The following is a 26,354-nucleotide window of genomic DNA, read 5'->3' as shown; positions in this document are numbered from 1 at the left end:
ATTAATACACCGATGTAAAAGAGGAGGGCCTATATATGGAAGAAATGGTTGAGCAAATAGAATTGTTGCTGGAAAAACAAGACGATACCCAATTACAGGAATATTTGAACAACCTTAACATATCGGATGTTGAAGAACTGATTGGTGAACTTCCTGAACATGGCCCAAAATTCATCGAAACCCTTTCGCTTAACCGCGCGGTTAACGTGTTCCGCATCCTTGAATTCCCTGTGCAAGAGCGGATCATCAAAAAACTTTCGGGTCAAAAGCTTGAAGATCTGATCAACGAACTCCCTCCTGACGACCGCACGTCACTTTTCAGCGAATTGCATGGTGACGCCGTTCAAAAACTTATCCAAAAACTTTCACGCGAAAACCGCGAGGAGGCTTTAAAACTTTTAGGTTACGAAGAAGAAAGCGTTGGCCGCTTAATGACACCCGACTATATTGCCGTTAAACGCACCTGGGACGTAAGCCGTGTGCTTTCGCACATTCGCCGGTATGGTAAAAACTCAGAGACCATCGATGTTATTTATGTAATTGATGAGCACGGTGTTTTACTTGATGACATCCGGATCCGCGAGATCTTATTGGTAAAGCCCGAAACCAAGGTGAGTGAGCTAATGGATGGTCGTTTGATTTCGCTTAGTGCCAGTGATCCGCAGGAAGAAGCAATCAACGTTTTCAGGATGAATAACCGCACCGCCCTACCTGTTGTTGATAATAATGACGTATTGCTTGGCATTGTAACAGTTGACGACATCCTTTGGATAGCTAACGAAGAATATACCGAAGATATCCAAAAAATAGGTGGTACGGAAGCGCTGGATGAACCATATCTTGATATCAACCTTTTTAAACTTGTAAAAAAACGCGTAGGCTGGCTCATCATTTTATTTTTAGGAGAGATGCTTACCGCTACCGCTATGGGTTATTTTGGCGATGAGATCTCCAAAGTAGTTGTACTGGCTTATTTTATTCCATTAATTATTTCGAGCGGTGGTAACAGTGGTTCGCAGGCTTCAACCCTCATTATCCAGGCCATGGCCCTTGGTGAAGTTACCGTTGCCGACTGGTGGCGGGTTATGCGCAGGGAAATTCTTTCGGGTTTAATGCTTGGTGTTTGTTTAGGTTTAATAGGCTTTTTACGCATAGCGGCCTGGAGCATGTTCAGCAATATTTACGGCCCGCACTGGATGCTGGTAGGCTTTACCGTAGGCGCGTCCCTTATCGGTATTGTTTTATGGGGATCATTATCAGGTTCGATGCTGCCACTTTTGCTTAAAAAACTTGGCGCCGACCCTGCTACCTCGTCAGCTCCGTTTGTAGCCACCCTGGTAGATGTTACCGGGTTGATCATTTACTTTACTATAGCCGTAATATTTATGCGGGGTATATTATTGTAATCCTCGTTTTCAAATATAACACACGAAAAAAGCCCTGTTTCTGAATAAGAAGCAGGGCTTTAATTATTTTAGTTTAGTATTGTTCTGTAATAATTAGATCTCAAACGAAAAATCTTCATCGGCAGATGCCCTGGCAATTTCAGGGTTTTCGCTGTACTCATAGCGTTTTTCAACTACCTCCTGGTTTGATTTGATGTAGTCGATGGTATCTTTCAAACCTTCGGCAAATTTTTCAAAGTCTTCTTTATATAAAAAGATCTTGTGTTTTACAAACACCCCATCTTCCAAACGCTTTTTGCTTTCAGTAATAGTAACATAATAATCGTTTGAACGGGTTGCTTTTACATCAAAAAAATAGGTCCGCTTCCCGGCTCTCACCTTCTTTGAATAAACCTCTTCACGCTCTCTATTGTCAAAATCTCCCATATATATTTACCTGTAATTAGTTTTGGTTGGCATAAATATAAATAAATTTTCAAAGTGCAAGTATTTTATTCGTTATTATTGAGTTTTTTGAAACAAAAGCGTCATTTTTTTGTGTGGATGACCGATTACAGGTGAGTTGTGAAAAGAGAACGCACATAAGTCTTCACTGGCGCAAGTTTTGCGGGTTTGGCTGTGCGGAGGCTAACTTGGGCCACCTGTTACAATGCGGGGTAAATGTATAACAAAAATTATTTTATAAACTGTAAACCTTTTTTGGGACGTGACAGGTAAACCTATTTCAGGACAAGACACACACAAATTCATCTCCCACCGGCGCAAGTGTTGTGCGGAGGTTGCGGGCATGCTCACTTGAGCCCCATTCGTTATGCGTTTTCCTCTTCTTCCAGTAATTGTTTTTCGTAAAGCTCAAAGTAGGTGCCTTTAAGCTGCATGAGGTACGCATGGTTACCCTGCTCAACAATTTGGCCGTTATCCATTACCAGGATCTTGTCCGCATTTTTTATGGTGGAAATGCGATGGGCTATAATGATGCTTGTTTTATCCTGCATTACCCGGCCAAGGTTATTCAGAATCTCCTCTTCCGTGCGGGTATCAACTGCCGAAAGACAATCGTCAAAGATCAAAACCTGCGGGCGCTTAAATATGGCCCGTGCAATGGATACACGCTGTTTTTGCCCGCCCGATAAGGTAACGCCGCGTTCGCCTATAAGGGTTGTAAAACCTTCTTCCAGTTCAATAATATTATTGTACACCGCGGCATCTTTGGCGGCCTGCTCAACAACCGGCATATCTAGTACATCGGCACTAAAAGCAATGTTATTGGCTATGGTATCCGAAAACAGGAAAACCTCCTGCGGTACAAAACCTATCTGCGAGCGATAGTTTTCAAGACTCAACGATTTTATCGGCCGACCGTCAATGGAGATCTCCCCACCCGTAGTATCGTACATACGCATCACCAGGTTGGCAATTGTTGATTTACCCGAACCTGTCCGACCTATAATTGCCAGCATCTGTCCCGGCTCTACGGTAAACGAAACATTCTTTAAAGCCTGGATGCCGGTATCGGGATAAATGAACGATACATCATCAAACTTAATCAATCCCTTAACATGATGCTTTTCCGCAATTGGCGAAATAATCTCTGGTTTTTGGTGTAAAAACTCGTTGATGCGTTTTTGGGAAGCCGCGGCACGCTGCACCAAAGAGGTTACCCAACCCAGCGAAATAACCGGGAACGACAGCATATTGAGGTACACAATAAACTCGGCGATATTACCGGGAGTAATGTTACCTTTTATTACTTCTACCCCGCCAACGTACATGGTTATTACGTTACTCAGGCCTACCAGTAATAACATAATGGGGAAAAACAGGGCCTGTACTTTAGCCAGTTCCATGGAGTGCACTTTATAGTCTTCGCTCTCCTTGGCAAAGTTTTCGCGCACAAAGCCTTCGCGCACGTACGATTTGATCACCCTGATGCCCGAAAAGTTTTCCTGCACAAAGCTGGATAAACCAGACAGGCGCTCCTGGATCATCTCGCTGCGGTGATTGATAATATTGTTTACATAGTAAATAACACCGGCCAAAATAGGCAATGGCAATACCGAAAAAATGGCCAGTTGTACGTTTACTGTTAGCATGGCATATATCACCATAACAAACAATACTACGGTATTGATGGAGTACATAATACCCGGCCCAAGGTACATGCGCACACGGCTAACATCCTCGGTTACCCGGTTCATTAAATCTCCGGTGTTGTGGCGGCGATAAAAGGCCAGTGAAAGTTCCTGGTAGTGGTTGTAGATCTCGTTTTTTAAATCGTACTCGATATGGCGCGACATGAGGATGATGGTTTGCCTCATAAAAAACAGGAACAGGCCCCGCAGCAAGGCTAGCACTAATACCAGTGTACCAAACAGGAATAAGCTGGTACCGAAAATATCATAAATAAAACTCTGCCTGTCGAAACCCGAAAAAAGCTGGTAGGCCCCTATGTTTTCGGTAACCAGGTCAAAAGCTACGCGGATAACCTGTGCCGGCAGCACACCAAAAACGTTGGATATGATTACAAACAACACGCCCGGGATAAGCCGCCAGCGGTATTTGTAAAAAAACTTATTAAGGTATGCGAGGTCTTTCATTTATTATTATAGTCCGGAAGTCGGGAATGTCCGAAAGTCGGAAAGCCCTGACATAATAATCAAAAGTATTAAAATTTGAGGAGAGTGATTGGATGGAAAAGTCGGGAGGATGTAAGAATGTTACATTGATACACTCGTAACAATCCTGGTAGTGTTCAATTTTTAAAAGTGTGAACACTTGCATATTTCTCTAAAATAAACCCCATTGATAATCAATACATTACAAATAAGCCAAAGTGCGTTAAAACTTAAAATGAACACACATGCACTAATAATCAGATAGTTATGAAATTACAAAATAAAACGTTGAACACCTGTTTTTTAAAAATTGAACACTGACAGGATCCTGTCAGTATTATCAATATTATGTATCCATATACAAAAGGCAATTTTCCTGCAACTATCAGCAGGGAAATCGCTTTTAACCACATGCACATCGAGAAATCATAAATGAAAAATTCTCACACTAATTTTCACTTATTAATCGAATTTCACGAATTTCCAATTGATTTAAGATTCGTGTAATTCGATTAATTGTGAATCGTTTGAAAAGCATTCGTGTAGAAATTTTTCAGATGAGATTTAGTAAAACAGGTCTCATCATTTTTACAGTGATTTTCCTGTAACTATGGGCAGCATGATGATGTTAATGTTAAATAATACTTATATTCGTTATTTATATGAACAACCGGGTCGATTTGACAGAACATGAGCTACTTACCTTACTTAAGGGCAAAGATATAGCCGCGTTCGATCAGATTTTTGAAAAATTTTACCGGCCATTGTGCTTTTTCGCCTCCCGCATTATTCATGACACCGTTGACGCGCAAGACCTGGTACAGGATGTTTTTGTTAAATTTTGGCAAAAAGAGAACATGCCCTGCACTGCGGATGCTATCAGATCTTACTTATATGTGAGCGTAAAGAACACCTGTTTCAATTATCTTGAAAAAAACAGCGTTAAAATAGCCCACCGGCAAACCCTTGTAAATACCGATATAGAGGAGGCCACCATTTTAAATAACATCATACACGCCGAGGTATTAAGGCAGGTTTTTGCAGCAGTGGATACTTTGCCCGAACAGTGCCGCAAAATTATCCGGATGACTTTTGAAGATGGTAAAAAAGCCAAAGAAATTGCCTGCGAACTCGGCATTACCATAAGTACGGTAAACAACCAAAAAATGCGTGGCCTCAGTTTGTTAAAAAACCGCCTGTCTGACGAAGGACTTGCACTCGGAATGCTCCTGATATTACCCGGTATTATGGGCCATGTAAAGTAGGCGTTAATAAAACATAAAATTTATTTCAATTTCCTTTAGATAAAACCCCACCCTTTCCTGTTCTATCATCAAATACCGGTTATAGACGCATGGATAATTCAAAAACAGACAGCCGATTAAGGATTTCTGATCTTATCAGTAAGTATTTAAATGGCAATTTAAGCGGGGCAGAACATGCCGAGTTATTTTCATGGGTTGAGGCCAGCGAAGAAAACAGCGCTTTATTTGATACCATCCTTAACGAAAACGAGCTCGAAAGCCGCTATGCCGAATACCGCTCATTTAATACCGAACATGCTTTGGCCCACGTTAAAGCCAGGCTGCAGCCAACTGTTGTTAAACACTTTAGACTCCCTAACTGGTTACTGGCAGCAGCGGCCGCCATTATTTTATGCATGGCCATCGGTATACCTGTTTATTTAAACCGTTTGCCGCAACAAACTGTGGCAATTATAAAAAAGAACCATGAAATTGCTCCGGGCGGCAACAAAGCCATCCTCACATTAGCCAATGGCAGCAAGGTTGTTTTAAACAGTGCCGGCAATGGCAATATAGCCAGCCAGGGCAACACCACAATTAAAAAACTAAGCAACGGAGTGGTTGCCTACAATAAAAATAATTCGATAGCTGCACAGCCTGCCGCTGTTGCTTATAATACAATGAGCACCCCGCGCGGCGGGCAATACCACCTGATACTGGCCGACGGCACTAATGTGTGGCTTAACGCCGCGTCATCCATCAAATTTCCTGTTGTATTTAACGGAAACGAGCGCAAAGTACAAATTACCGGCGAGGCATATTTTGAAGTAGCGCATGATAAAACCAAACCGTTCCCGGGTTGAGAGCGATGGGCAAACTGTTGAGGTATTAGGTACGCATTTTAACATTAATGCCTATGCCGACGAAAATGAAATTAAAACAACCCTGCTTCAAGGCAGCGTAAGGATAAAAGCGGGCAATAAAAACTACCTGCTTAAACCCGGCGAACAATCGCACTTAAAAAATGGAGATGTAAATATTACCCAGGCAGATATGGACGAGGCGTTAGCCTGGAAAAATGGCGTTTTCCATTTTAATGATGCCGGCATTGAATCAGTAATGAAACAAATTAGCCGCTGGTATGATGTGGACGTAAAATATGAAGGAAAAATAAAAGAACGCACGTTCTCCGGCGAAATATCGATGAACGTTAATGCTTCACAAATATTGGATGCTATGCGTTTCAAAAAGATCCATTACACAATTGAAGGAAAAACAATTACCGTAAGGCCTTAAACAAATATTAAACTACTAACTAAACCCAACCGGATGAAAAAAAACATACAAAAAACCCCTTAGGCGGTACTCCCCCAAAACCAAGGTTATTTTAAATAACCGCACCCCGACTGGCATCAGGGTACGGTAAATATTTGAGTTAACCCTTCCGGTAAACCGGAAAAACAAGCTTAGTGTCCCTAACCATGTATTAACCCAAACTTTCCAAAAGTATGAAATTAAATGCTTTTTCAACAGCCATTTATAAGCCGTGGCTGCCCAAAAAAATTCTATTGGTTATGAAATTGACTACCCTATTTATGGTCATAGCCTTTATGCAATGCAGCGCGAGCGCGTTTAGTCAAAAGATTAACCTCGATGCTACTAACGTACCTTTAAAACAGGTGCTAAAGGAAATCAATAAACAGAATGGGTACCTGTTTTTTTACGATACAAAAGATGTACGTAATAAAAACATTACCGTTAAAGTAAAAGATGCTTCGGTTGATGAAGCTTTAAACGCTTGCTTAAAAAACCTGCCCTTAACCTACAAAATTGTAAACAACACGGTTTTTTTGCAGGAAAAGGACAATACTATTACAAGCGCTGTACCGCTTAACATTAAAGGCAAGGTGGTTGATGAAAAAGGCCAGCCTTTACCCGGCGCGAGCATCCAACTCAAGGGCACTACACTGGGCGTAACTGCCGATGCAAATGGCGCTTTCAGCATTAACGTACCCGATGATAAAAGCATTTTGATTGTAAGCTTTGTTGGCTTCACACCTAAGGAAGTAGCGGTTGGCAATAGTACGTTTTTAACAGTTAGCCTTAGTGAAGCAGGCAAATTAAGTGAGGTTGTGGTAACCGCTTTAGGTATTAAAAAAGCCGAAAAACAATTAGGTTACTCCATAAGTCAGGTTGGCGGCGAAGAGGTATCGCTAACCCGCGAACCTACCTTTATAAACGCGTTGGAAGGTAAAGTGGCAGGTTTGGTAGTGCAAAGCCCGCCAAACGGCCCGGGTGGCTCATCAAGGGTTATACTGCGGGGAAACTCGTCATTTTCGGGATCAAACCAGCCATTATATGTTGTTGACGGCGTGCCTATCAACAGCAGCACCCGCGAAAACAGCGACGATGGCGGCAAAGTTTATGGCGGGTCTGACCCGGGTGATGGTTTATCGTCTATCAACCCCGATGATATTGAAAGTATCAGCGTTTTAAAAGGAGCGTCGGCTGCAGCTCTTTATGGAGGTGGCGCGCAAGCCGGCGTTATTTTAATCACCACCAAAAAAGGCAAAAAAGGCCAGGGCCTCGGTATCAGCTTTAACAGCAACACGGTGCTGGAAAAAATGGTGCCTTATGACGATTTGCAAACCGAGTATGGCCGTGGTTACCTTGGCCGCCCATACACCGCCGCCGATTATAGCGATCCGATATTTTACGGGCAGCTTGCGGATAACTCCGGCGATGCGCCGGGATGGTCATGGGGTGGTAAGCTGGATGGCAGGCCATTTATAGATATCGACGGAAAAACAAAACCCTATGTATCTCAATCGGCAGCAAAAAACTTCGATCGCTTTTTTAAAACCGGTGTAACTACTACCAACAGCCTGGCTTTTACAAAAGGCACCGAAAACGGCTCATACAGGGTTTCGCTATCGCAAACGCAAGATAACCTGCCTACCCCCGGCGAAAAATACGAGCGCTATAACGCCGTAATACGTGCCACCCAGGATTATGGCAGCAGGTTACATACCGATTTTAAGATAGACCTTTCAAGAACCCTACGCAAGAACGCGCCGCTTTTACGCGGGGATGGCCGCGGTTCATTTGGCCTTGCTTATCCGCGTATTGCAAGCTCGACAGATATCACTTTGCTGGATGATAAAACCCCTGACGGCAAATACCTGTCAACTTATAACGCCAACCCTTATGTGCAGATAGAACAGGTAACAAACAACCAAACGCAAAACCGCATCCTGTCATCGGGCAATATCACTTATGATATTACAAGCCACCTGCATGCCAATTTAGTTGCCGGTTACGACTATATAAACACACCCGCCTTATTTGTGGTACGCCCAAATAACGTAATTAATACCAACGGCGTTTACCGTACTACTACCATTGAGCAGCAAAAATCTGATGTTAGGGCGATGTTATCATACGATCATAAATTTTCAGATCTTACGGTGAATGCCTTTGCCGGTGCCGAACTACAAAATTCACAACAATATTCATTAGACCTGTATGCTGAAGGACTGGCCGACCCTAACCTGTTAAACTTTAGCAATGCAAGCAATGTGCACCCGCCTACAGAATCGCATACGCCGAGGTATAAAACCAATTCGGTTTTTGCCGATGTGCAATTTGGCTATAAAGAATACCTGTTTCTGGAACTAACCGGCCGTAATGACTGGTATTCGGCGCTTGCATCTACCCGCCCTAATTTTAAACCAAACTTATTTTACCCATCGGCTAATTTAAGCTTTGTATTTACCGATGCGTTGAAATTAGATCAGTCAGTGTTATCATTTGGTAAAATAAGGGCATCTATAGGGCAAACGGGCAGTAACCCCACCCCGCAGCTTACCGACCTCACCTTTACGCTTAAGCCGCCTGTAAATGGCATTACCAATGCTGAAATTACCGGCGCAACCGTACCGCCGCCAAGTTTAAAACCTGAAACTACAACAGAAACAGAACTCGGTACCGAACTTAAATTTTTCCAAAACAGGATATCGGTTGATTTTGCTTACTACTACAAAAAGTCTGATAACTTTTTACTGCAATCAACAATCAGCAATGCAACCACTTATAATTCATTATACTTTAACGCCGGTTCCATGTATAACCGCGGCGTGGAGTTAGCTATTACCGGCAGCCCCATTAAAACGCAAAGCTTCACCTGGAACGTTGGTTTTAATGCTGCCAGAAACAAAAACATGGTAACCGCGCTCGACCCTACAATCGGCGCTAACGGGATCTCGCATTATTACAACATAAAATCAAAGGTAGGTTATCCGCTGGGTTCTATTTTCGGTACCACATTTTTAAAGAATGCCCAGGGCCAGGATGTTTATGTACCCGTAAATTCGAGATATGGCACATCTGATGCCTCACAGCCAAATGACGCCGTTATCAAAGATGTTAACAATAATGAAAGTTATCTTGGCTCACCAAACCCAAATTGGGCTGGCGGTATCACCAACACCTTCAACTATAAAAACTTCTCGTTCAGCTTCCTTATCGACGGCCAGTTTGGCGGCCAGATTTATGAAGCAGGTGCCCGGTGGACCAACTATTTTGGTAATTCACAAGCCTCACTTGTTGGCCGCGACGGTAACTATATACCAAACGGCGTTATCAACACCGGTACTGCATCGGCACCTGTATACCAAAAAAACACCCTGCCGTTTAGTCCTTATATCCAATATAATGATGGCGGTAATGCCGATAAAAGCGCTGATGAAGCACATGTGTTTAGCCGCACTTTTGTCAAATTCAGGCAAATCTCCCTGGGCTATTCGCTGCCCCAAAGCCTGTTGAACGGCAGCCATATCCGCTCGGTTACCCTTTCACTTATTGCCCGTAACCTTTTCTATATTAAGAAAAACCTGCCAACTTTTGATCCTGAAGCATCAGACAGTATTGCCCAGGGATATGGTTATGACAGTGGCGCGCTGCCAACCAGCCGCACTTTTGGCTTTAATTTAAATGTTACCTTTTAATTATACAGAAAGGAGAAAATCATGAAAAACTCATTAAAAAGCATATTATTCTTTGTTGTAACAGCTGCGCTTTCAGGTTGTACAAAAAACTTTCCGAAATACAACTTAAACCCCGATGCCATAACTACTATTGATCCGGGAGCCTTGCTTTCTGACGCGATGGTTAATACATCAACTGTGGATATGTTTCCGCGTACGGCTTATTGCCACGCTTTTATGCAGTACGGTTATGCTAATGACTGGCCAGGCAACGCGTATGTTGCAACTGATGATGTATCGCAACGTTACTGGAACAACTTTTACCGGCCGGCGCTAAATGATCTTGAGTACGTAGTACCAGTATTAAAAGCCCGTACCGATTTGCAGTCAACTTATGCTGCCGCCAGGATATGGAGGGTATTTGTTTATCAAAAATTAACTGATTATTATGGCGACATCCCTTACAGCCAGGCTGGTAAAGCTTTAAGCGATAAAGTATTCACCCCTGCGTATGATCCTCAGCAACAGATCTATACCGATTTTGTGAAGGAGCTTAGGGAGTCTATTTCAATTTTGTCAAATAACGCAAATCAGAAAGTAAGCGGCGACCAGTTTTATGGCGGTAATGCAGCGCAGTGGAAAAAGCTGGCTTCATCCATGCTGCTAAGGATAGGCATGCGTTTAATTAAGGTTGATCCAACCCAGGCATCAACTTTAGCCAAAGAAGCTATTGCCGATGGTGTAATGAGCAGTAATGCTGATATGCCCGTTTTATTACACAATGCCGCCGCCCCCAATGGGTTTAACTTTACCCTTAACGACGGTCAGAATGATTTCTTCCTGCATAAAACCCTCGTAACCGAAATGAAGGTTGCAGGTGATCCGCGTTTATTTGTATATGGCGGTGTTTACAACACATTTATTGCTAATGGCGGCACAAAAGCCACCCCGGTTGATACTACTCAATTTAATGGCTACAGCGTTAAAGCCAGCGACCCGGCACCAAACACTCGGGTTAATTACGATGCATTTGGCCAAAAAGATACCCCATTTTTTGATTTTGCCTATGCGGAGGTTGAGTTTTTAACAGCAGAAGCTATTGTACGCGGCTATATTACCGGCAGCGCCAATGATCATTACCAGGCAGGTATCAGGGCGCACATGCAGTCGTTATCAAAATTATCGGGCAATCCGGTTATTACCGATGCCCAGATAAGCGCATACCTGGCAAAAAACCCGTTACCGGCAACTTCAGAAGCACAAATAGCCAAAATAAACACTGAGTTTTGGGTGGCTGGTTTTGTTTTTGATGCCGATGAGGTGTGGGCCAACTGGAGGCGCACCGGATACCCTGTGTTAACTCCAACCCCAGGTACAAGCGGTGTTATCCCGCGCAAAATACCTTATCCTCAATCAGAGTTTAATTTAAATAATGCCAACGTAACCGCGGCTTTAGCCAATTACGGCGGCACTAATAATTTTAATGCTAAAGCCCGCGTTTGGTGGGATAAATAATTCAGCATTAATTGGGTTAGCAGAGGCCGCCTCCGGTGTTTACCGGGGCGGCTTTTTTTGTTTTATTAGCTGAGGCTAATTGACTGGCTGGACAATGCAGCCAATGCAGCCAATGCAACTTACACATAACTTAATGTCTTCGACACTAAGATTAAGTATATGACGTTGAAACAAGCGGGGAAATTATTTCCATAAGTTATTTTTAATTTAGGTCCACAAATAATAATTATAAAATTGAAAAATTTCCCATTTGATACTACCGCACTTGATGCCGACGAGGTACAATCACTTGAAGATACTTACGAAGAGCTTAAAAGAAAATTTAGCATCGGCTTACCGAATGAATCTGAACAGCACATCAACAAGTTTGAAATATTTAATAACATTCCAGGCGCAAAATTAGGAGGTACTTTACTCATCAACCACCCTTCGGCAAATTGTTATCTGAACTTTGTTAAATTTAGCTATCAAAATAGCATGGGCGGTCGTGGTGGTAAAGGGGGGCAGGTTACCCGGTATGATAAATACCAGGTATGGGCATTTGCAGATTTAAAATCAGATTTTGGAAGGGTATTAATCAGAAGAGAAACATTTACAGATAGGGTATTAGAAATATTTCACCCTATTGAGCTTAAATTTAATGATGACAGAATCTTCAACGATCATTTTTATGTTGTTGCTAACGATAATGAAAAAGCGAAAGCGGCCATGACTTCAGCTTTCAGGAATATTCTTGTTGAAATGATGTACAACGATTTTGTAGCAGAGATCATCAACACAGCCATAGTTATACGCACAATCCAACCGGTCACTCCTGATCATACTGTTCATTTAGCTGAGTTTATAAATAAAATCTCACAGCTTACTTAGTTGAAATAAATTAAAATACAGTCTTGTGTAGGAGGCTTTTGAGCATGGAAGTTATTTTTTCTCCCTAATAGCACATGCATACGAGGCGAGCAAGTGGAAAAAAGCTACTTGCCCTTAGGGAAACAAAATGTAATTCCAAGTAAAAGCAGGGAACACATGTAGTCGCCTCCAACTTCATGTCAAAGCCAGGCAAAGGAATTATCAATCCTTTTTAATCAATCGTTTATCAAAAGTAAAAGGTTGTACATCACCAATTTTCAGCCGTGAGGCATCAGTGTGCATGGGGTTTATCAGCACATTTTTTGCAAGGGGATCTATCACACTTGGAATGTAAAGCAGCAGCGCGCTTTTTGATGTAAGCCAGGCATTACCAATCCTTTTTAATATTATCGGTGCCGGATAATTATTCCAGCCGGCAGGTAATTGATCTATATCTAATTCTTCGCTTACAGCTGTATCCGGCACAATAATACTCATAATCACAAGGTCATTATGAATTTCTTCGGGTTGCAGGTGCACCAATACTTCCAGGATAGCTGTTGATGAATTAACAGAGGCGTATATAACCGGGATATGATCATGCCATCGGGATGATGACAACAATCCTCCCCTGCCCGACAGATCGTGTGCATATTTTTCCCTCGTAATACGATAAAGGATCATGAGTAAAACCCGTATTCAATTTGCGAAAGCAGATCGTTTACCATCCTTAAACCTTCACTGGTATCAAGCAGTTCCAACGGTTGTTTATCTCCGAGGGCCATATTGGGCCGCATCAACCATTTATCTACTGTTGCCGCATCCCCTAAAATGTCTATCCCGCGGGTATAGATACGTGTAAACTCATAAAGAAAATTTGACTGTTCGGCCGATAAGCGATCATCCTGCCCATAGCGGTTAAGCTGCCTGGTACTGATATGAAGTATATTAGAAAGCTGTGCCCTGGAGACATTTGTTTTTTCTAAAATGCTATCAATAGCCAATCTCGGTATCCCACCCCTGATACAATCAATTATATTACTATCCATATCACACTTCAGGTGGACTTTAAGATACTCATGCGGGAAAAGAAAAGAAAAAACATACCATGCGTCCGGCGATCCAATCTCCAGATCGGCTATATTTATTTTCTTTGGGTGATTAGCTACCTCTGCCATGATGTCTACCAATATACAGACAAATGTCTCAAATTCAAAATTTGTTTTTATAATCTTACTGTAATCATAAAACTTAAATACCCTGCTAACAGCCGTTCATACTTATTTAATAATCATTTCATACCTGCTCCCCACTTAATATCTTTGCCAGTATTAAAAAAAACCTCTACTTTTGTGCGCTTAAAGACATTTACTTATAGTACTAATGCCTGAACAACATCCACCGGAATCCATATTTAACCAGCTTGACGCTTTCGGGCATAAGAAAGTTGTTTTTTGCACCGATCCTGATACCCATCTGAAAGCTATTATTGCAATCCATAATACAACGCTTGGCCCTGCTTTTGGCGGCGTACGTATGTGGGCCTATAAAACCGAAGGTGATGCCCTTAATGATGTATTGCGATTAGCAAAAAGCATGACCTACAAGGCAGCGATAGCCGGCCTTAACCTTGGCGGCGGCTATTCGGTGATCATCGGCGATTCGCGCCAGGACAAGAACGAAGCTTTACTGCGTAAATTTGGCCGGTTCATTAAAAACCTTAACGGCGAATTTATTGCTGCCGAAGATGTGGGTACCAACCCGCGCGATATGGAGTACATTAAAATGGAAACCAGCCATGTTACAGGTGCGCCTGAAAACATTGGCGGCAGCGGCGACCCATCGCCTATAACTGCCCTGGGTGTTTTGATGGGTATTAAGGCTTGTGTTAGGGAAATGTACGGCAGCGACAGCTTAACAGGCAAATCGGTTATTGTACAGGGCATTGGCCATGTGGGCGAAAACCTGGTGCGCCTGCTTAGGGACGAAAATGTAAAAGTTTACGCCAGCGATATTAATGAGGAACGCGTAAGTCAGATCTCTAAAAAATATGGCGCGCAGCCGGTATCAAACAATAATATTTTTGATATCGATGCGGATATTTACGCCCCCTGCGCTATGGGCGGTACCGTAAATGATCAAACCATTGCCAAATTAAAATGCGGCATTATTGCAGGTTCGGCCAATAACCAATTACTTGACGAGAGCGTACACGGGCAAATGCTGCTTGATAAAGGTGTGCTGTTTGCGCCCGATTATGTGATCAACGCGGGTGGTATTATTACCGGTTATTCGGAGTTGATGAATTTCAATAAAAAGCGTACCTTACAGCTTACAGAAAATATTTACGAAGCTACGCGCAATGTGTTAAAGCTGTCAAAGGCCGAAAACATTCCAACCATTAGCGCGGCCAATAAAATAGCCGAAAAACGCATTGAAGACATCAGAAAAGTAAAATCATCCTATTAAAACAATTAATTTTTATATAAACCGTTTGCATAAGCAAACCAAATCGTTCTTACAAAAATGTTAAACAGAAGGCACCTCCGGGTAAAGGTATTACAGGCACTGTACGCATATCATCAATCAGACACGAAAGATGTTAAGCTATTCGAGAAAAACATGCTAAGCAGCATTGACCAGGTTTACGAAATGTATATCTGGATGCTATCATTAATTAATGAAGTAGTAAGTTTTGCCGCGAATGACGCACAGGAACGCGCCAACAAGCACCTCCCTACCGCCGATGACTTAAATGCAAACCTAAAGATCCTCACCAACAGGTTTATCCTGAGCCTGAACGATAATAAGGAGTACATTACAGCCTGGAAAAAGTACAAAGTTGACTGGAGCTTTGAGCCCGAACTTGCAAAATCACTTTTCATTATCCTTAAAAACTCGCCCGAGTATGCCGAATATCTTGCCAAAACAGGCGATACACTGCAAACAGACAAGGATATCATCAAATTCATTTTCAAAAAGGTTATCCTTAAATCATCATTAGCCGAGCAGGTTTTTGAAGACAGGTTTATTTTTTGGCCTGTTGATAAAGACGTGCTCCAGGCGCTTATTGCCAAAACGTTCAAAAACTTTTCGCATGATGATTACAAGCTTAACCAGCTTGCCGAAATTACCGGCAACTGGGTTGAGGACCGTGAGTTTGTGGTAAACCTGTTTCAGCAAAGCATCAGGTACAATGAGGCCTACCATGAGCTGATAGCCGCCAAAACCCAAAACTGGGAGCCCGAGCGTATCGCCATGATGGATACCCTGTTAATGAAAATGGCTATAACCGAGTTTATTAACTTTAATTCTATCCCGGTTAAGGTTACTATAAACGAGTATCTTGAAATATCAAAAGAGTTTAGTACGCCTAAGAGTAATTCATTTATAAACGGTATCTTGGACAAGATTTTAATAGAGCTTAAAGCCGAAAACAAAATCAAAAAGATAGGCCGTGGCTTAATAGAATAATATTAAAAAATGAAAAAACTATTTTTAAGCTTAGTAGCAGCAGGCATGTTATTATCGGCCTGCAACAGCAGCAACGGCAACACAGCCGATAGCGCTTCAAAAGCTAATGCCGATAGCGCCGCAACCGCGGCTAACGCGCCGGTAGCTAAATTTGAAAAGGAAAGTCACGATTTCGGCAAGATCAAAGAAGGCGACAAGGTATCATACGATTTTAAGTTCACCAATACCGGTAAATCGCCATTAATTATTACCAACGCGCGTGCTACCTGTGGCTGTACTACCCCTACCTGGCCAAAAGCCCCGGTTAAACCCGGCGAAAGCGGCGTGATCAGCGTTACTTTTAACAGCGCCGGTAAAAGCGGTTTACAGGATAAACAAATAACCGTTACAGCAAACACCCAGCCCGCCGAAACCATGGTACATTTAATTGGCGAGGTTTTAAAAAAATAACAATTAATTTAAACAAATGATAGCTACTATTTTATTACAGGCTTCAAGCGGCGGCTTAGGCAGCTACGGTTCATTAGTACCAATGGTACTGATCATCGTGGTGTTTTACTTCTTTATGATCCGCCCGCAGGTTAAAAAGCAAAAAGACCAAAAAAAATACGTTGAAGAACTTAAAAAAGGCGACAGGGTTATAACTACAGCCGGTATCCACGGCCGTATCGTTGATTTAAACGAAACCACATTTTTGGTTGAGGTTGAAAACGGCAAGATCCGCTTTGATAAATCGGCCATATCGCTTGATGCATCAAAAGCATTGAACACACCGGTGGTTGAAAAGAAAGCTTAATTTTTTGAGGCGAAAGAAAAAGGTTAAAGGCGAAAGGCAGAAGCCAATCGCTTTAAAACCAGAAAACTTCACTCCAATAAAATAAACAAGATGAAAGGTTAAAGGAAAAGGAATGCATGAAAGTGCATGACCTTTCACCTTTAACCTTTCGCCTTTAACCTTAAAGATGGCAATAGTAAAATTATCGGCAACAGAACGCAGACGGCTCTCGGTATTTTTTACCTGTTTGTCGCTGGCTATCATTGCCTGGATTTTTACTGCCCTTTCTGATCCGCTTCCGTATAAGGTAAAAAAAGTCTTAACTTTTAAAAACGCGCCGCAAAGGCGGGCTTTTCATTCGCTGCAGCCCGATACTGTCGATGCTACCATACAGGGTACCGGCTGGCAAATGCTGTTCTCCAGGCTCAACAGTGATAATAAGCCACTAACTGTTGACCTCCGCTCGCTCGAGACCCGCAATTATGTGGTTATCGACAGCACGCAGCTTAAGCAGATGAATATGGGGAAAGATCCGGCCAACCGCGTTTCATCCATTGATCCGGATACGCTTTATTTTGATTTCAGTAACCGCCTTATCAAAAAGGTGCCTGTTCAGCTTACCATGGGCGTTAGCTATCAAAAGCAATTTGCCGTATCAGGTAACATAACGGTGAGGCCTGCTTATGTTACCGTGAGCGGCCCTATTGAACGCCTGAAGCAGATCACCTCGTGGAAAACAGACTCGCTTAAATTCAGTAATGTTAATGAAACCATTAATACCAGGGTTAACTTAAAGCCCAGCAATGAAGGCAACCTGAATGTTTATCCGCGCTCGGTACAGGCCATCATTCCTGTTGATGAATTTACTGAGAAAACGCTGGAGATCCCCGTGAAGTTGATCAATAACAACAACTATTACACCGTAAAAGTATTTCCGCAAAAAATTAAAGTAACTTTTACTACGTCGTTAAGCCGGTATGCTGATATTGATGAAGACCTGTTTGAGGCTGTTGCCGATCTTAATCTTTGGCGCGATAAGGGTTATACGGCCCTGCCGGTAAAACTTATCCATATGCCCCCCTTTTGTAAAATAGTAAAGATTGCCCCTGCCAATATTGACTTCTACATAAAAAAATAATGCTTAAAATAGGTTTAACCGGTAACATAGGCAGCGGCAAAACTACCGTAGCCCAGGTATTTGAATTGCTTGGCATCCCTGTTTTTTATGCCGATGACGAAGCCAAAAAAGTAATGGTTGCCGACGGGCTGCTTATTGAAGGTATTAAACAAACTTTTGGTCCGCAGGCTTATTTTGATGATGGCAGCCTGAACCGCAAATATATATCGGGGATAGTTTTTAACAATAAAGCCGAACTTGAAAAGCTTAACGCCCTGGTACATCCTGCCGTGTTCAGGGCTTTTGATAGTTTTGACCAACTGCACAAGGATGCTCCCTACGTAATTCGCGAAGCGGCCATTTTATTTGAAAGCGGCTCATACAAAATGTGCGACAGGGCCATCATGATCACCGCTCCGCTTGAAACCCGCATTGCCCGTGTTATGGAACGCGACGGCATTAGCCGGGCCGATGTTGAAAGTCGCGAGGCCCGCCAGCTATCGCAGGAGGAAAAACTGAAACTGGCCAATGATGTAATTATTAACGATGGTAAACAATTGGTTATACCGCAGGTAATAGCCCTGCATGAACTGTATTTATCGCTCGCTCAGCATTAATGATACTTGACGATTTTGTTTCTTTTGACGAAAAAGGGCTGTACTGCAAATACGGCGACTTTTATATAGACCCCCAACTGCCGGTAAAAACGGCTGTAATATCCCATGCCCATGCCGATCATGCCATAAGTGGTAACAACAACGTTTACTGCACCCGCGCCACAGCAAGCATTATGCAGCTGCGGTATGACCGTACCGCCGCCAAAGTTTTTAACATAGCTGCCTTTAACCAGCCATTTGAAGTAGGCAGGGTTACGGTAACACTGATTCCAGCAGGGCATATGCTTGGTTCGGCACAAATACTGATGGAGTATGAAGGCGCAAGGTATTTATACACTGGCGACTACAAGCTACAGCCCGATGCCACCTGCGAACCTATTGAATGGGTGACAACCGATGTGCTGATCACCGAAAGCACCTTCGCCAATCCGGCTGTTATTCACCCGGATCCGGTGAGCGAGATCCGGAAGATCAACGATATTAAAAGCAATATTTTACTTGGTGCATATGCGCTGGGTAAAAGTCAGCGGTTGATCAACCTCATTACCGAACATGCGCCGCAAAAAAAGATCCTGGTACATCATAAAATAATACCCATCAATGCCATTTATGAAAAGATGGGCTTCCATCCCGGTAAGTACCAGATTTACGGCCGCAAGCTAATGAAGGTGCAGGATGAGTTTGTTTACATTGTGCCCCCCTTTACTTTTGATAGTTACATCAGGGCCACAGGAGTGAAACGTCTTTTTGCATCGGGATGGAAAAACCTCCAGGTTAATAACCAGGATACCCTCTTTATATCCGACCATGTGGACTGGAACGATATCCTGCAAACCATCGCCAACACCAAACCCAAACAGGTGTGGACACTTCACGGTAAGGGCGAACATCTGAAAGCTTACTTTAAAGATGATATCTTTGTAAAAATTCTGAACTGATGTTGCAGGAAGGCATTGATTATTATATCAACGAAGACGGCAATTTTGTTTTTACCGAAGCCTATCATTTAAAGCGGGGCTATTGCTGTAAAAACAAGTGCCTGCACTGCCCCTGGGGTTATGGCAAGGTAAAATTATTTGGAAATGACACTGAATCAGACGGTAGCGATAAATAAATCAATGTTAAATTAAAAATAATTAAACATATTTGTATCCCATTCATTACTATTACTATGCGAATAGAAGACGAAATACAAAGTACCAATTTTGAAGACAACTACCACAAAGTGGCCATTAACGTGGCGTACACGCAAGGTTGGCTGGCTAACTATTTTCGTTGTCATTTTGAAAAACATAATATTACCCAGCAGCAATTCAATATACTGCGGATCCTGCGCGGTCAGTACCCCAAACCGGCTACCATAAATTTACTGAAGGAAAGGATGATCGACAAGATGTCGGATGCATCGCGCATTGTTGACCGCCTTGTTCAAAAAGGACTGGTATCACGCTGCACCAATAATAAAGACAGGCGCGCCGTAGATATCCGCATCAGCGAAGAAGGCCTTGCAACCCTTTCAAAAATGGACGCCGAGTTTAAAACAAAAGAGATCCTGAGCAACAACCTCACCGAAGATGAAGCCGCAACCCTAAGCGATCTATTGGACAAAATGCGGGGATGATTTTTTAGGTGAAAGGGAAAAGGCTAAAGGTTTATTGCGGTAATTGTAGTAATCAAAAAAATGTCATTTCGATAGAGCAGGGAAGGGAATGAACGCCGGGGCGAAAGAGAAATCTTGTACGCCCTGCCAGTGGCTATTCATGTTGGGAAGCATGGCGTAGAAGATTTCTCCTCACCTCCTGACACACAAAACCAATCCCTGGTTCGTTTGTTTTTTATCTACTCCGTTACATACTCCAGTTTCACTTGCACGTTCAGGTCTTCGTGCATCCGGGCAAACTGGCGCGGGTTGCGGGTAAAGTCGGGATCAGTGTCCATATAAATGTTGGTGATCTTAACCATTTCGGGATGCTTATCAGTACCTATATTATAGGTAAGCCCCTCGCCGCTTTCTAAACTTTGTTTTAGCTCAAGGTATTGCTTACCGGTTACAATGATCATTTTTTCGGCAGTCATGGATACTATTTATATAAATGGATAAACTACTCAAAACCGTGAGTTGATTTGCCCTGTAACATACCGGCGATACAAAATTATCGCTTACCGGGTTCTGTAACGGTTTATTATATTTACATCAAATATAACTTATATATATCCGCATAAATGATCAGTATTAAAAAATTATTGCCTTTTGCTTTATTATTGAGCGGTACTGCAGCATTGGCCCAGCAAAGCCTACCCATAGCTGTAAACCTGCAAAAAACCTATACCAAAGGCACACGTACCACAACCGGAGCACCCGGCAAAAATTACTGGCAAAACACGGCCGACTATAAGATCAAAGTAAATTTCGACCCTAAAACCCGCTTGTTAATCGGGACAGTTGGTATCGATTATGTTAACAACAGCCCCGATACGTTAAAGCGGGTACAATTTAAACTGTACCCCAACTTATATAAAAAGGGTTCGGCACGTCAAATGCAGGTTTCGGCAGGTGACTTGACCGATGGGGTACAGATCAAAAGCCTTAGCATAGATAATAAAACACCCGACAGCGCTAAAACCCGCCGTATCAACGGCACAAACATGACGCAGCGTGTTTCCCCTATCGCTCCAAAGCAAAAAGCACATTTTGATATCAGCTATGCTTATACATTAAACAAGGGCTCACATATCCGCACCGGTCAAGTTGATACCGGTGCATTCTTCATTGCCTATTTCTTCCCGCGTATAGCAGTTTATGACGATATTGATGGATGGAACGATTATCCATACGTTGGCTCACAGGAGTTTTATAACGATTTTTGCCATTTCAGCGCGGAGATCACCATACCCGGCGACTATAAAGTTTGGGCTACAGGCGATCTGAAAAACGCCGGCGACGTTTATGACAGCCGGATCGTTAAACGCATTGCTGATGCCGGCGTAAGTGATAAGATAACTGATATTATTACCGAAGATGATATTAAAGCGGGCAACATCACCAAAAACAATCCAACTAACACCTGGAAGTTTGAGGCTGATAGCGTTACCGATTTTGTTTTTGCTGCCAGCAACCATTATTTATGGAAAGCATCGAGCCTGGTGGTTGATCCGAAAACCGGCAGGCGTACCCGCGTTGATGCGGTGTTTAACGAAAAACATAAAGATTACTATGCAGTAGTTGATTACGCCCGTAAAACGGTGGAAGTGATGAGCTACAAATTTCCGAAATGGTCGTATCCATACCAGCATGAAACCGTTTTTGATGGTTTAGACCAAATGGAGTACCCGATGATGGTGAATGATAATCCGCTGGAAGATAAGGCCGATGCCATTGAGCTTACCGATCATGAAATCTTTCATACCATGTTTCCGTTTTACATGGGTATTAACGAAACCAAATACGGCTGGATGGATGAAGGCTGGGCTACCATAGGCGAATGGCTGGTAAGTCCGGAGATTGATCCGTCTATAGTTGACCCATATGGTGTTGCCGCAGTTGAACAAAGCGCCGGCCACGAGGTTGACGTGCCGGTAATGACACTTACACCTATGCTCACTGGCCCAGCCAGTTTTACCGACAGTTATCCCAAACCAGGCCTGGGCTATTTATATGTAAAAGACATGCTTGGCGACGAGCTGTTTACCAAGGCACTGCATTACTACATTGCACAATGGCACGGCAAACACCCTATGCCGTACGACTTTTTTAATTGTATGAACACCGGCTCGGGCATAAACCTTAACTGGTTTTGGAAAGCCTGGTTTTTTGATAATGGGATAACCGATCTCGCGATAAGCAAAGTAACTAATGCCGGGCAAAATTACAGTGCCACGATCACCAGGGTTGGCAGCAAACCCATTCCCGTAAATTTAACCGTTTATTATACCAATGGCACTACCCAGCTGGTACATAAAAGTATTGCTGTTTGGGCGGCCGGCAATAAAACAACTACAGTTAATTTCGCCGCCAAAAAAGCAGTAAAAAAATTAGTATTGGGCACCACTTATGATCCCGATAGCAATAAAAAGGACAATGTGTGGGTGAGTGCAAATTAAACTTGCCTTCCGAGACTTACGAAGTTTTAAAAACTTCGTAAGTCTCTTTTCTTAACCTCCCATCTCTGCAAAAGGCCCTAACGGAACATAAAATGGGTGTCATGCTGAGGTCCTCGAAGCATGGTGCGTAGGGCCTCTGCGCACGAGTCTTCGACAGGCTCAGACTGACGGCCCCCTTATCTCTGCTGATATGCCCTCATCAGTTCATCCACATCAATCCCATTAATTTTCATACCGTTCAAATCGCAATCGGTAATATCAACACCACTTAAGTTGCAATCAGTTATTGAGCTGCCCTGCAGGTCACAGTTCTCAAATTTAAGGGGGCGTTGTTTTGCAGCAGGATCATAAGCCGGATGACCTTCGGGTGGCATACCTATATCATGGATATAAGCACCGCCAAGCTGGGCGTATTTTATTTCCAGGTCACTCAAATTGGCATCTTCAATTTTAAGCCCCGTTATACATACATCCTTAAAGCTTGCATTGTTCATCATCATTTGCTCAAAGGCTGAACCGTTAAGCAGAGCGCATTTAACATCAAGTACCTTTTGAGTTTCTTTTATAACAATGACTTCGGGGTTGTTATTTGCTGAGTTTTCCATGATTCATTATTGATTTATTCAAAGATGCTGAAAATGAACGCCAAAGCAAGGTCATACACGCGACAAATAACGGGTGTATTTGCGACAAGGTTGTGCTGTCGCTAAGTCGCAAATGCGCTAAGTTAAAATCTTTGCGGCTTAGTGCCTTTGCCTGAAATTTGAATACATACTGATATATAATTTCGTAAATTCAAATACTTTATCAAAATACCATGATCCTGCTTCGTTATATCCAATCACTACTGCTTGTTGTGGCCTTTATTACACTTGCTCATACCTCATCTTATGCGCAACAAAAATACAATCCTATTTCACACGCTAAATGGTTGATCGGCAGCTGGAAAAATCAATCGGCAAAAACAGTGGATATTGAAACATGGAAAAAGCTTAACGACAGCACCTTTATCGGCAGAAGCTATTCGTTGACTGGTGCAGATACGGTATCATCCGAACATATCCGACTGGAGCAACATAAAGGCAAGCTTTACTATATCCCAACGGTAAAAAATCAAAATGGCGGCAAAGCGGTAACTTTTACGCTTACCTCATCTAACAACAAACACCTCGTTTTTGAAAATCCGGAACATGATTTTCCGCAAAAAATAACCTATACCCAAATCACTAACGACTCGTTGGTGGCCGAAATATCGGAGACAAGGAAAGGCAGGCAAAAGGCAATACAATTCCCAATGAAAAGGGTCAAATAAGAGAGGAGTGGCTTTATATCTATTGCAAAAATTCGGCTATATCACGACCATAAAATTCTTTAAACAGTTTCCGGAAATAAGCCGGGGTTTCAAACCCTGCTATATAAGATATTTCGGCCACGGTACGGTATTTACCACTATTGATTGCCTCCATCGACATCAGTAAACGGATTCGCCGGATATAATTATTTGGCGTAATACCCGTGGTGTTTTTTATGCGCCGGTGCAGTTGTCTTTCACTTAAACCCATTTCATTACTTAACAATACAATGATCAAATCAACTTTTCCAATATATTTTCTTACCAGCGTTTCAAGCTCATAAAGCCAAAGCTGATCGGCAATAGAAAGTTCACTGATTGGCTTTAGATTATGTGTATTTAACTCCGCCCCTCTTTCAATTTCGTTATTTTTTACCGATACGAGTGATACTTTGCTAAATTCTTCCAGTTTCTTTTTGTCGGTAATATTCCTGGCAATAGCAAAAACCAGCTGCTGTTTTTGTACTGGCATCGAGATCCATGAAAGCCATACTATTTCTCCGCTTTTGGTTACATACCTGTTTTCAAAATTATACAACGGATTGTTTTTCTTTATACTCTCACGTTTACTTGCGGTGATGCTTCTGTCTTCGGGATAAACAAATGAATCGATAGGCCTTGCAAACAGTTCGCTTTCGGTATAACCTAAAGTTTTGGAAACAGCCGGGTTAATTTTTTTAAAGTAACCATCAAACCCGGCAACACATAACCAATCGGGCGACAAGCGAAAGAAGTATTCCAAATCAAAAATCTCATTGAAGTTTTCCATATAAATTTCAGTTCCTCTTGTAAGGGAACGCAACACATTTGGTAATTAAAAGCAATATAGCCACAGGTTGTGAAAAGGCAAATTCAAAAGAAACCATTTTTTATGATACCCATAAATATTTAACATAAACTGGCAGGATTCTTTAGTAAAATGTCAGTAATGTTAACTTTTCCAAACCGGATTTTATCTGCTTAAACTGAAACAGCCAACCGCTATATCCCGTTATGCAAAAGCTTGATTATTCATAAACCAGTGGCGATAGTACAATTGAGTGTTTTTTCATATTATTACGGATAATATGAAAACCCTATACCAAAACACAATTAAACTCATTCCCTTCGCTTTACTGGCTATATCATTACAAAGCTGTATTAAACAGCCGGGAGCATGGCGAAACGACCAGATTCCCGGCGGTAAACGCGACGATTTCCACAAACTTAACGAACAACTGCTCCATGACCTCCGTACCAGCAACAGTGATGATATCAGCAATATGGAATCGCGGGAGATGCTGGACGACAAGTCAAATCTAAGGCAAATAGACTTGGTAGGCAACGCTGTTAAAACTGCCGACTATGATATTTACGATGAATATTACATTGTAAATAAACATCGCAGTACAGATACCATAGGCAATCCGTCGGCAGGCATTAACAGTTATAGAATGATCTATAATGGTATTACCCATGAAATGTACATGGCGCTTTTTTTGCCAAAGGATAAAAACCTGCCTAACCAGGAAATGATTACCGCCCTGTATGCCAAATACGATTATGGCTGGAAACTAACCTCGGTAAATGTAAATACTTATAAAATTAATGGCAAAACAGCCCCGGAGCTTTATGAGCTGGGAAAAAAGAAATACAATAAACAGCATTTTGCCGATGCCCGTTTAACCCTTGAGCTTGCTTTACAATGTACCGCCCCTAACGACTACTGGCAATACGAACACGATACCGATGCAGGCAAATTATTCCAGGATGCTGCCGAGGCAACAGTAAAACAATACCGTTTCCCGGTAGTAATTGATGGTGTTGCAGGCGAACCGCGGGTATTCCGGATTGGCAATCAGAAAAACAGCCACGGCTGGTTCCCGGTAATTTTTTATACAACCAAAGTAAACATTGCCGATACCAACGCGGTAAAAAGCGAGAACACGCAGATCGGGAAGGTTATTAACAAACTACTACCGGGTATTACTGAGGATAAGGATTATATTTTCTACTCTGCCTGCAGCAAACTGCCGCTGGGCGCCGCAAGGGTTGAGCATTTTGATATTACAGATAAGTTGAGATAACAGGCTATAAATCCCCGTCGTGATGCCGACCTTGTTTCGGCCCCCCACAGGACAAGTAGCCGATTTGCTCAGCGCGATTGCTTAGCGAGTGGGGTGTTGAAACAACATGACAAACAAAAAAGGGGGCACCGGGCAAAGCCTTGCTGCAGCGATGGATGACATATCTTTGAGCCCCCCTAAATAAAAGAAGCCCCGGAACAATTAATGCTCCGGGGCTTCTTTATAATATCAAATCGATT

General features: G+C 42.5%; 26 protein-coding genes. 19 read left to right on the top strand and 7 right to left on the bottom strand.

All coding sequences use genetic code 11. The annotated features are described in order from the left end of the window. Window positions 1-35 precede the first annotated feature (35 nt). Window positions 36-1,406 (top strand): magnesium transporter, encoded by a 1,371-nt coding sequence (gene mgtE, locus ABID99_RS03890; protein ID WP_176628513.1) that lies wholly within the window; start codon window positions 36-38, stop codon window positions 1,404-1,406. Window positions 1,407-1,499: 93 nt separating this feature from the next. On the opposite strand, the gene ABID99_RS03885 is transcribed toward mgtE, so the two are convergent. Further along, complete coding sequence (locus ABID99_RS03885; RefSeq protein ID WP_090528014.1) at window positions 1,500-1,832, bottom strand: DUF3276 family protein; 333 nt, start codon at window positions 1,830-1,832, stop codon at window positions 1,500-1,502. Window positions 1,833-2,215: 383 nt separating this feature from the next. Continuing rightward, the gene (locus tag ABID99_RS03880; RefSeq protein WP_373612921.1) at window positions 2,216-4,003 is read right to left on the bottom strand and encodes an ABC transporter ATP-binding protein; all 1,788 of its coding nucleotides are present in this window, start codon (window positions 4,001-4,003) and stop codon (window positions 2,216-2,218) included. A gap of 680 nt (window positions 4,004-4,683) precedes the next feature. Between ABID99_RS03880 and ABID99_RS03875 the strand changes: the two genes are divergently transcribed. The 6 genes from ABID99_RS03875 to ABID99_RS03850 all read left to right on the top strand — a co-directional run bounded on the left by ABID99_RS03875 (window position 4,684) and on the right by ABID99_RS03850 (window position 12,635). Beyond that, complete coding sequence (locus ABID99_RS03875; protein ID WP_090528019.1) at window positions 4,684-5,286, top strand: RNA polymerase sigma-70 factor; 603 nt, start codon at window positions 4,684-4,686, stop codon at window positions 5,284-5,286. A gap of 89 nt (window positions 5,287-5,375) precedes the next feature. Next, the gene (locus tag ABID99_RS03870; protein ID WP_373612920.1) at window positions 5,376-6,128 is read left to right on the top strand and encodes a FecR family protein; all 753 of its coding nucleotides are present in this window, start codon (window positions 5,376-5,378) and stop codon (window positions 6,126-6,128) included. Next, window positions 6,100-6,561 (top strand): FecR family protein, encoded by a 462-nt coding sequence (locus ABID99_RS03865; RefSeq protein ID WP_373612919.1) that lies wholly within the window; start codon window positions 6,100-6,102, stop codon window positions 6,559-6,561. The genes ABID99_RS03870 and ABID99_RS03865 overlap by 29 nt, the downstream gene beginning before the upstream one ends. 278 nt (window positions 6,562-6,839) lie before the next feature. Beyond that, the gene (locus ABID99_RS03860; RefSeq protein ID WP_373612918.1) at window positions 6,840-10,271 is read left to right on the top strand and encodes a SusC/RagA family TonB-linked outer membrane protein; all 3,432 of its coding nucleotides are present in this window, start codon (window positions 6,840-6,842) and stop codon (window positions 10,269-10,271) included. 21 nt (window positions 10,272-10,292) lie between these two features. Then, complete coding sequence (locus ABID99_RS03855; RefSeq protein WP_188833966.1) at window positions 10,293-11,765, top strand: SusD/RagB family nutrient-binding outer membrane lipoprotein; 1,473 nt, start codon at window positions 10,293-10,295, stop codon at window positions 11,763-11,765. A 234-nt stretch (window positions 11,766-11,999) separates the two neighbouring features. Beyond that, the gene (locus tag ABID99_RS03850; protein ID WP_188833967.1) at window positions 12,000-12,635 is read left to right on the top strand and encodes a hypothetical protein; all 636 of its coding nucleotides are present in this window, start codon (window positions 12,000-12,002) and stop codon (window positions 12,633-12,635) included. Window positions 12,636-12,836: 201 nt separating this feature from the next. On the opposite strand, the gene ABID99_RS03845 is transcribed toward ABID99_RS03850, so the two are convergent. Both ABID99_RS03845 and ABID99_RS03840 read right to left on the bottom strand, forming a co-directional pair. Continuing rightward, window positions 12,837-13,298: an RES family NAD+ phosphorylase gene (locus tag ABID99_RS03845; protein WP_373612917.1), complete on the bottom strand. Its 462-nt coding sequence runs from the start codon at window positions 13,296-13,298 to the stop codon at window positions 12,837-12,839. Continuing rightward, on the bottom strand, window positions 13,295-13,792 hold the full coding sequence (locus ABID99_RS03840; RefSeq protein ID WP_373612916.1) for an antitoxin Xre/MbcA/ParS toxin-binding domain-containing protein: 498 nt from the start codon (window positions 13,790-13,792) through the stop codon (window positions 13,295-13,297). Before ABID99_RS03840 ends, ABID99_RS03845 begins: the two co-directional genes overlap by 4 nt. 205 nt (window positions 13,793-13,997) lie before the next feature. Here ABID99_RS03840 and ABID99_RS03835 point away from each other — a divergent pair, with 205 nt between their 5' ends. The 9 genes from ABID99_RS03835 (at window position 13,998) to ABID99_RS03795 (ending at window position 20,218) form a co-directional block, all read left to right on the top strand. Continuing rightward, window positions 13,998-15,083: a Glu/Leu/Phe/Val dehydrogenase gene (locus tag ABID99_RS03835; RefSeq protein WP_373612915.1), complete on the top strand. Its 1,086-nt coding sequence runs from the start codon at window positions 13,998-14,000 to the stop codon at window positions 15,081-15,083. Window positions 15,084-15,140: 57 nt separating this feature from the next. After that, on the top strand, window positions 15,141-16,088 hold the full coding sequence (gene nusB / locus ABID99_RS03830) for a transcription antitermination factor NusB (protein ID WP_373612914.1): 948 nt from the start codon (window positions 15,141-15,143) through the stop codon (window positions 16,086-16,088). Window positions 16,089-16,097: 9 nt separating this feature from the next. Next, a complete protein-coding gene (locus tag ABID99_RS03825) occupies window positions 16,098-16,538 on the top strand; it encodes a DUF1573 domain-containing protein (protein ID WP_090528047.1) in 441 nt (146 codons plus the stop codon). A 16-nt stretch (window positions 16,539-16,554) separates the two neighbouring features. Further along, entirely contained in the window at window positions 16,555-16,884 is a 330-nt protein-coding gene (gene yajC, locus ABID99_RS03820) for a preprotein translocase subunit YajC (protein WP_090528049.1), read from the top strand. Between the two features lie 166 nt (window positions 16,885-17,050). Next, window positions 17,051-18,001 (top strand): YbbR-like domain-containing protein, encoded by a 951-nt coding sequence (locus tag ABID99_RS03815; protein ID WP_090528052.1) that lies wholly within the window; start codon window positions 17,051-17,053, stop codon window positions 17,999-18,001. After that, window positions 18,001-18,597 carry a dephospho-CoA kinase gene (gene coaE / locus ABID99_RS03810; RefSeq protein WP_373612913.1) on the top strand — a complete coding sequence of 199 codons (597 nt, stop codon included), beginning with the start codon at window positions 18,001-18,003 and terminating at the stop codon, window positions 18,595-18,597. Before ABID99_RS03815 ends, coaE begins: the two co-directional genes overlap by 1 nt. Then, on the top strand, window positions 18,597-19,535 hold the full coding sequence (locus ABID99_RS03805) for an MBL fold metallo-hydrolase (protein ID WP_373612912.1): 939 nt from the start codon (window positions 18,597-18,599) through the stop codon (window positions 19,533-19,535). Before coaE ends, ABID99_RS03805 begins: the two co-directional genes overlap by 1 nt. Continuing rightward, window positions 19,535-19,711, top strand: a complete 177-nt coding sequence (locus ABID99_RS03800; protein WP_175489998.1) for a DUF5522 domain-containing protein — start codon at window positions 19,535-19,537, stop codon at window positions 19,709-19,711. The genes ABID99_RS03805 and ABID99_RS03800 overlap by 1 nt, the downstream gene beginning before the upstream one ends. A 57-nt stretch (window positions 19,712-19,768) precedes the next feature. Continuing rightward, window positions 19,769-20,218, top strand: a complete 450-nt coding sequence (locus ABID99_RS03795) for a MarR family winged helix-turn-helix transcriptional regulator (protein WP_091175216.1) — start codon at window positions 19,769-19,771, stop codon at window positions 20,216-20,218. 218 nt (window positions 20,219-20,436) lie between these two features. On the opposite strand, the gene ABID99_RS03790 is transcribed toward ABID99_RS03795, so the two are convergent. After that, a complete protein-coding gene (locus tag ABID99_RS03790) occupies window positions 20,437-20,673 on the bottom strand; it encodes a hypothetical protein (protein WP_091176012.1) in 237 nt (78 codons plus the stop codon). A 147-nt stretch (window positions 20,674-20,820) separates the two neighbouring features. Here ABID99_RS03790 and ABID99_RS03785 point away from each other — a divergent pair, with 147 nt between their 5' ends. Further along, window positions 20,821-22,698: a M1 family metallopeptidase gene (locus ABID99_RS03785; RefSeq protein ID WP_373612911.1), complete on the top strand. Its 1,878-nt coding sequence runs from the start codon at window positions 20,821-20,823 to the stop codon at window positions 22,696-22,698. A gap of 176 nt (window positions 22,699-22,874) precedes the next feature. Here the strand turns inward: ABID99_RS03785 and ABID99_RS03780 are convergent, their stop codons facing one another. Beyond that, window positions 22,875-23,303 carry a pentapeptide repeat-containing protein gene (locus tag ABID99_RS03780; protein WP_373612910.1) on the bottom strand — a complete coding sequence of 143 codons (429 nt, stop codon included), beginning with the start codon at window positions 23,301-23,303 and terminating at the stop codon, window positions 22,875-22,877. Window positions 23,304-23,515: 212 nt separating this feature from the next. Between ABID99_RS03780 and ABID99_RS03775 the strand changes: the two genes are divergently transcribed. Continuing rightward, window positions 23,516-24,010 (top strand): DUF6265 family protein, encoded by a 495-nt coding sequence (locus ABID99_RS03775; RefSeq protein ID WP_090533983.1) that lies wholly within the window; start codon window positions 23,516-23,518, stop codon window positions 24,008-24,010. A 19-nt stretch (window positions 24,011-24,029) separates the two neighbouring features. On the opposite strand, the gene ABID99_RS03770 is transcribed toward ABID99_RS03775, so the two are convergent. Continuing rightward, the gene (locus ABID99_RS03770; protein WP_176622425.1) at window positions 24,030-24,818 is read right to left on the bottom strand and encodes a helix-turn-helix domain-containing protein; all 789 of its coding nucleotides are present in this window, start codon (window positions 24,816-24,818) and stop codon (window positions 24,030-24,032) included. Window positions 24,819-25,116: 298 nt separating this feature from the next. On the opposite strand from ABID99_RS03770, the gene ABID99_RS03765 reads away from it, so the two are divergent. Next, window positions 25,117-26,115 (top strand): hypothetical protein, encoded by a 999-nt coding sequence (locus tag ABID99_RS03765; RefSeq protein WP_373612909.1) that lies wholly within the window; start codon window positions 25,117-25,119, stop codon window positions 26,113-26,115. Window positions 26,116-26,354 lie beyond the last annotated feature (239 nt).

Origin of the sequence: Mucilaginibacter sp. OAE612, from assembly GCF_041806395.1 — a bacterium.
GTDB lineage: Bacteria > Bacteroidota > Bacteroidia > Sphingobacteriales > Sphingobacteriaceae > Mucilaginibacter > Mucilaginibacter rubeus.
Note: the sequence above shows the minus strand (reverse complement) of the source record. Positions and strands in the feature narration are given on the sequence as shown.

What these genes read in the sequence shown, in the direction of transcription:
- ABID99_RS03815 (WP_090528052.1), top strand. Translation starts at nt 17,051, where the DNA reads ATGGCAATAGTAAAATTATCGGCAACAGAACGCAGACGGCTCTCGGTA.
- nusB (WP_373612914.1), top strand. Translation starts at nt 15,141, where the DNA reads ATGTTAAACAGAAGGCACCTCCGGGTAAAGGTATTACAGGCACTGTAC.
- ABID99_RS03770 (WP_176622425.1), bottom strand. Translation starts at nt 24,818, where the DNA reads ATGGAAAACTTCAATGAGATTTTTGATTTGGAATACTTCTTTCGCTTG.
- ABID99_RS03790 (WP_091176012.1), bottom strand. Translation starts at nt 20,673, where the DNA reads ATGACTGCCGAAAAAATGATCATTGTAACCGGTAAGCAATACCTTGAG.
- ABID99_RS03780 (WP_373612910.1), bottom strand. Translation starts at nt 23,303, where the DNA reads ATGGAAAACTCAGCAAATAACAACCCCGAAGTCATTGTTATAAAAGAA.
- ABID99_RS03880 (WP_373612921.1), bottom strand. Translation starts at nt 4,003, where the DNA reads ATGAAAGACCTCGCATACCTTAATAAGTTTTTTTACAAATACCGCTGG.
- yajC (WP_090528049.1), top strand. Translation starts at nt 16,555, where the DNA reads ATGATAGCTACTATTTTATTACAGGCTTCAAGCGGCGGCTTAGGCAGC.
- ABID99_RS03800 (WP_175489998.1), top strand. Translation starts at nt 19,535, where the DNA reads ATGTTGCAGGAAGGCATTGATTATTATATCAACGAAGACGGCAATTTT.
- ABID99_RS03845 (WP_373612917.1), bottom strand. Translation starts at nt 13,298, where the DNA reads ATGATCCTTTATCGTATTACGAGGGAAAAATATGCACACGATCTGTCG.
- ABID99_RS03885 (WP_090528014.1), bottom strand. Translation starts at nt 1,832, where the DNA reads ATGGGAGATTTTGACAATAGAGAGCGTGAAGAGGTTTATTCAAAGAAG.
- coaE (WP_373612913.1), top strand. Translation starts at nt 18,001, where the DNA reads ATGCTTAAAATAGGTTTAACCGGTAACATAGGCAGCGGCAAAACTACC.
- ABID99_RS03840 (WP_373612916.1), bottom strand. Translation starts at nt 13,792, where the DNA reads ATGGCAGAGGTAGCTAATCACCCAAAGAAAATAAATATAGCCGATCTG.
- ABID99_RS03795 (WP_091175216.1), top strand. Translation starts at nt 19,769, where the DNA reads ATGCGAATAGAAGACGAAATACAAAGTACCAATTTTGAAGACAACTAC.
- ABID99_RS03875 (WP_090528019.1), top strand. Translation starts at nt 4,684, where the DNA reads ATGAACAACCGGGTCGATTTGACAGAACATGAGCTACTTACCTTACTT.
- ABID99_RS03870 (WP_373612920.1), top strand. Translation starts at nt 5,376, where the DNA reads ATGGATAATTCAAAAACAGACAGCCGATTAAGGATTTCTGATCTTATC.
- ABID99_RS03805 (WP_373612912.1), top strand. Translation starts at nt 18,597, where the DNA reads ATGATACTTGACGATTTTGTTTCTTTTGACGAAAAAGGGCTGTACTGC.
- ABID99_RS03765 (WP_373612909.1), top strand. Translation starts at nt 25,117, where the DNA reads ATGAAAACCCTATACCAAAACACAATTAAACTCATTCCCTTCGCTTTA.
- ABID99_RS03865 (WP_373612919.1), top strand. Translation starts at nt 6,100, where the DNA reads ATGATAAAACCAAACCGTTCCCGGGTTGAGAGCGATGGGCAAACTGTT.
- ABID99_RS03860 (WP_373612918.1), top strand. Translation starts at nt 6,840, where the DNA reads ATGAAATTGACTACCCTATTTATGGTCATAGCCTTTATGCAATGCAGC.
- ABID99_RS03785 (WP_373612911.1), top strand. Translation starts at nt 20,821, where the DNA reads ATGATCAGTATTAAAAAATTATTGCCTTTTGCTTTATTATTGAGCGGT.
- ABID99_RS03775 (WP_090533983.1), top strand. Translation starts at nt 23,516, where the DNA reads ATGATCCTGCTTCGTTATATCCAATCACTACTGCTTGTTGTGGCCTTT.
- ABID99_RS03835 (WP_373612915.1), top strand. Translation starts at nt 13,998, where the DNA reads ATGCCTGAACAACATCCACCGGAATCCATATTTAACCAGCTTGACGCT.
- ABID99_RS03855 (WP_188833966.1), top strand. Translation starts at nt 10,293, where the DNA reads ATGAAAAACTCATTAAAAAGCATATTATTCTTTGTTGTAACAGCTGCG.
- ABID99_RS03825 (WP_090528047.1), top strand. Translation starts at nt 16,098, where the DNA reads ATGAAAAAACTATTTTTAAGCTTAGTAGCAGCAGGCATGTTATTATCG.
- mgtE (WP_176628513.1), top strand. Translation starts at nt 36, where the DNA reads ATGGAAGAAATGGTTGAGCAAATAGAATTGTTGCTGGAAAAACAAGAC.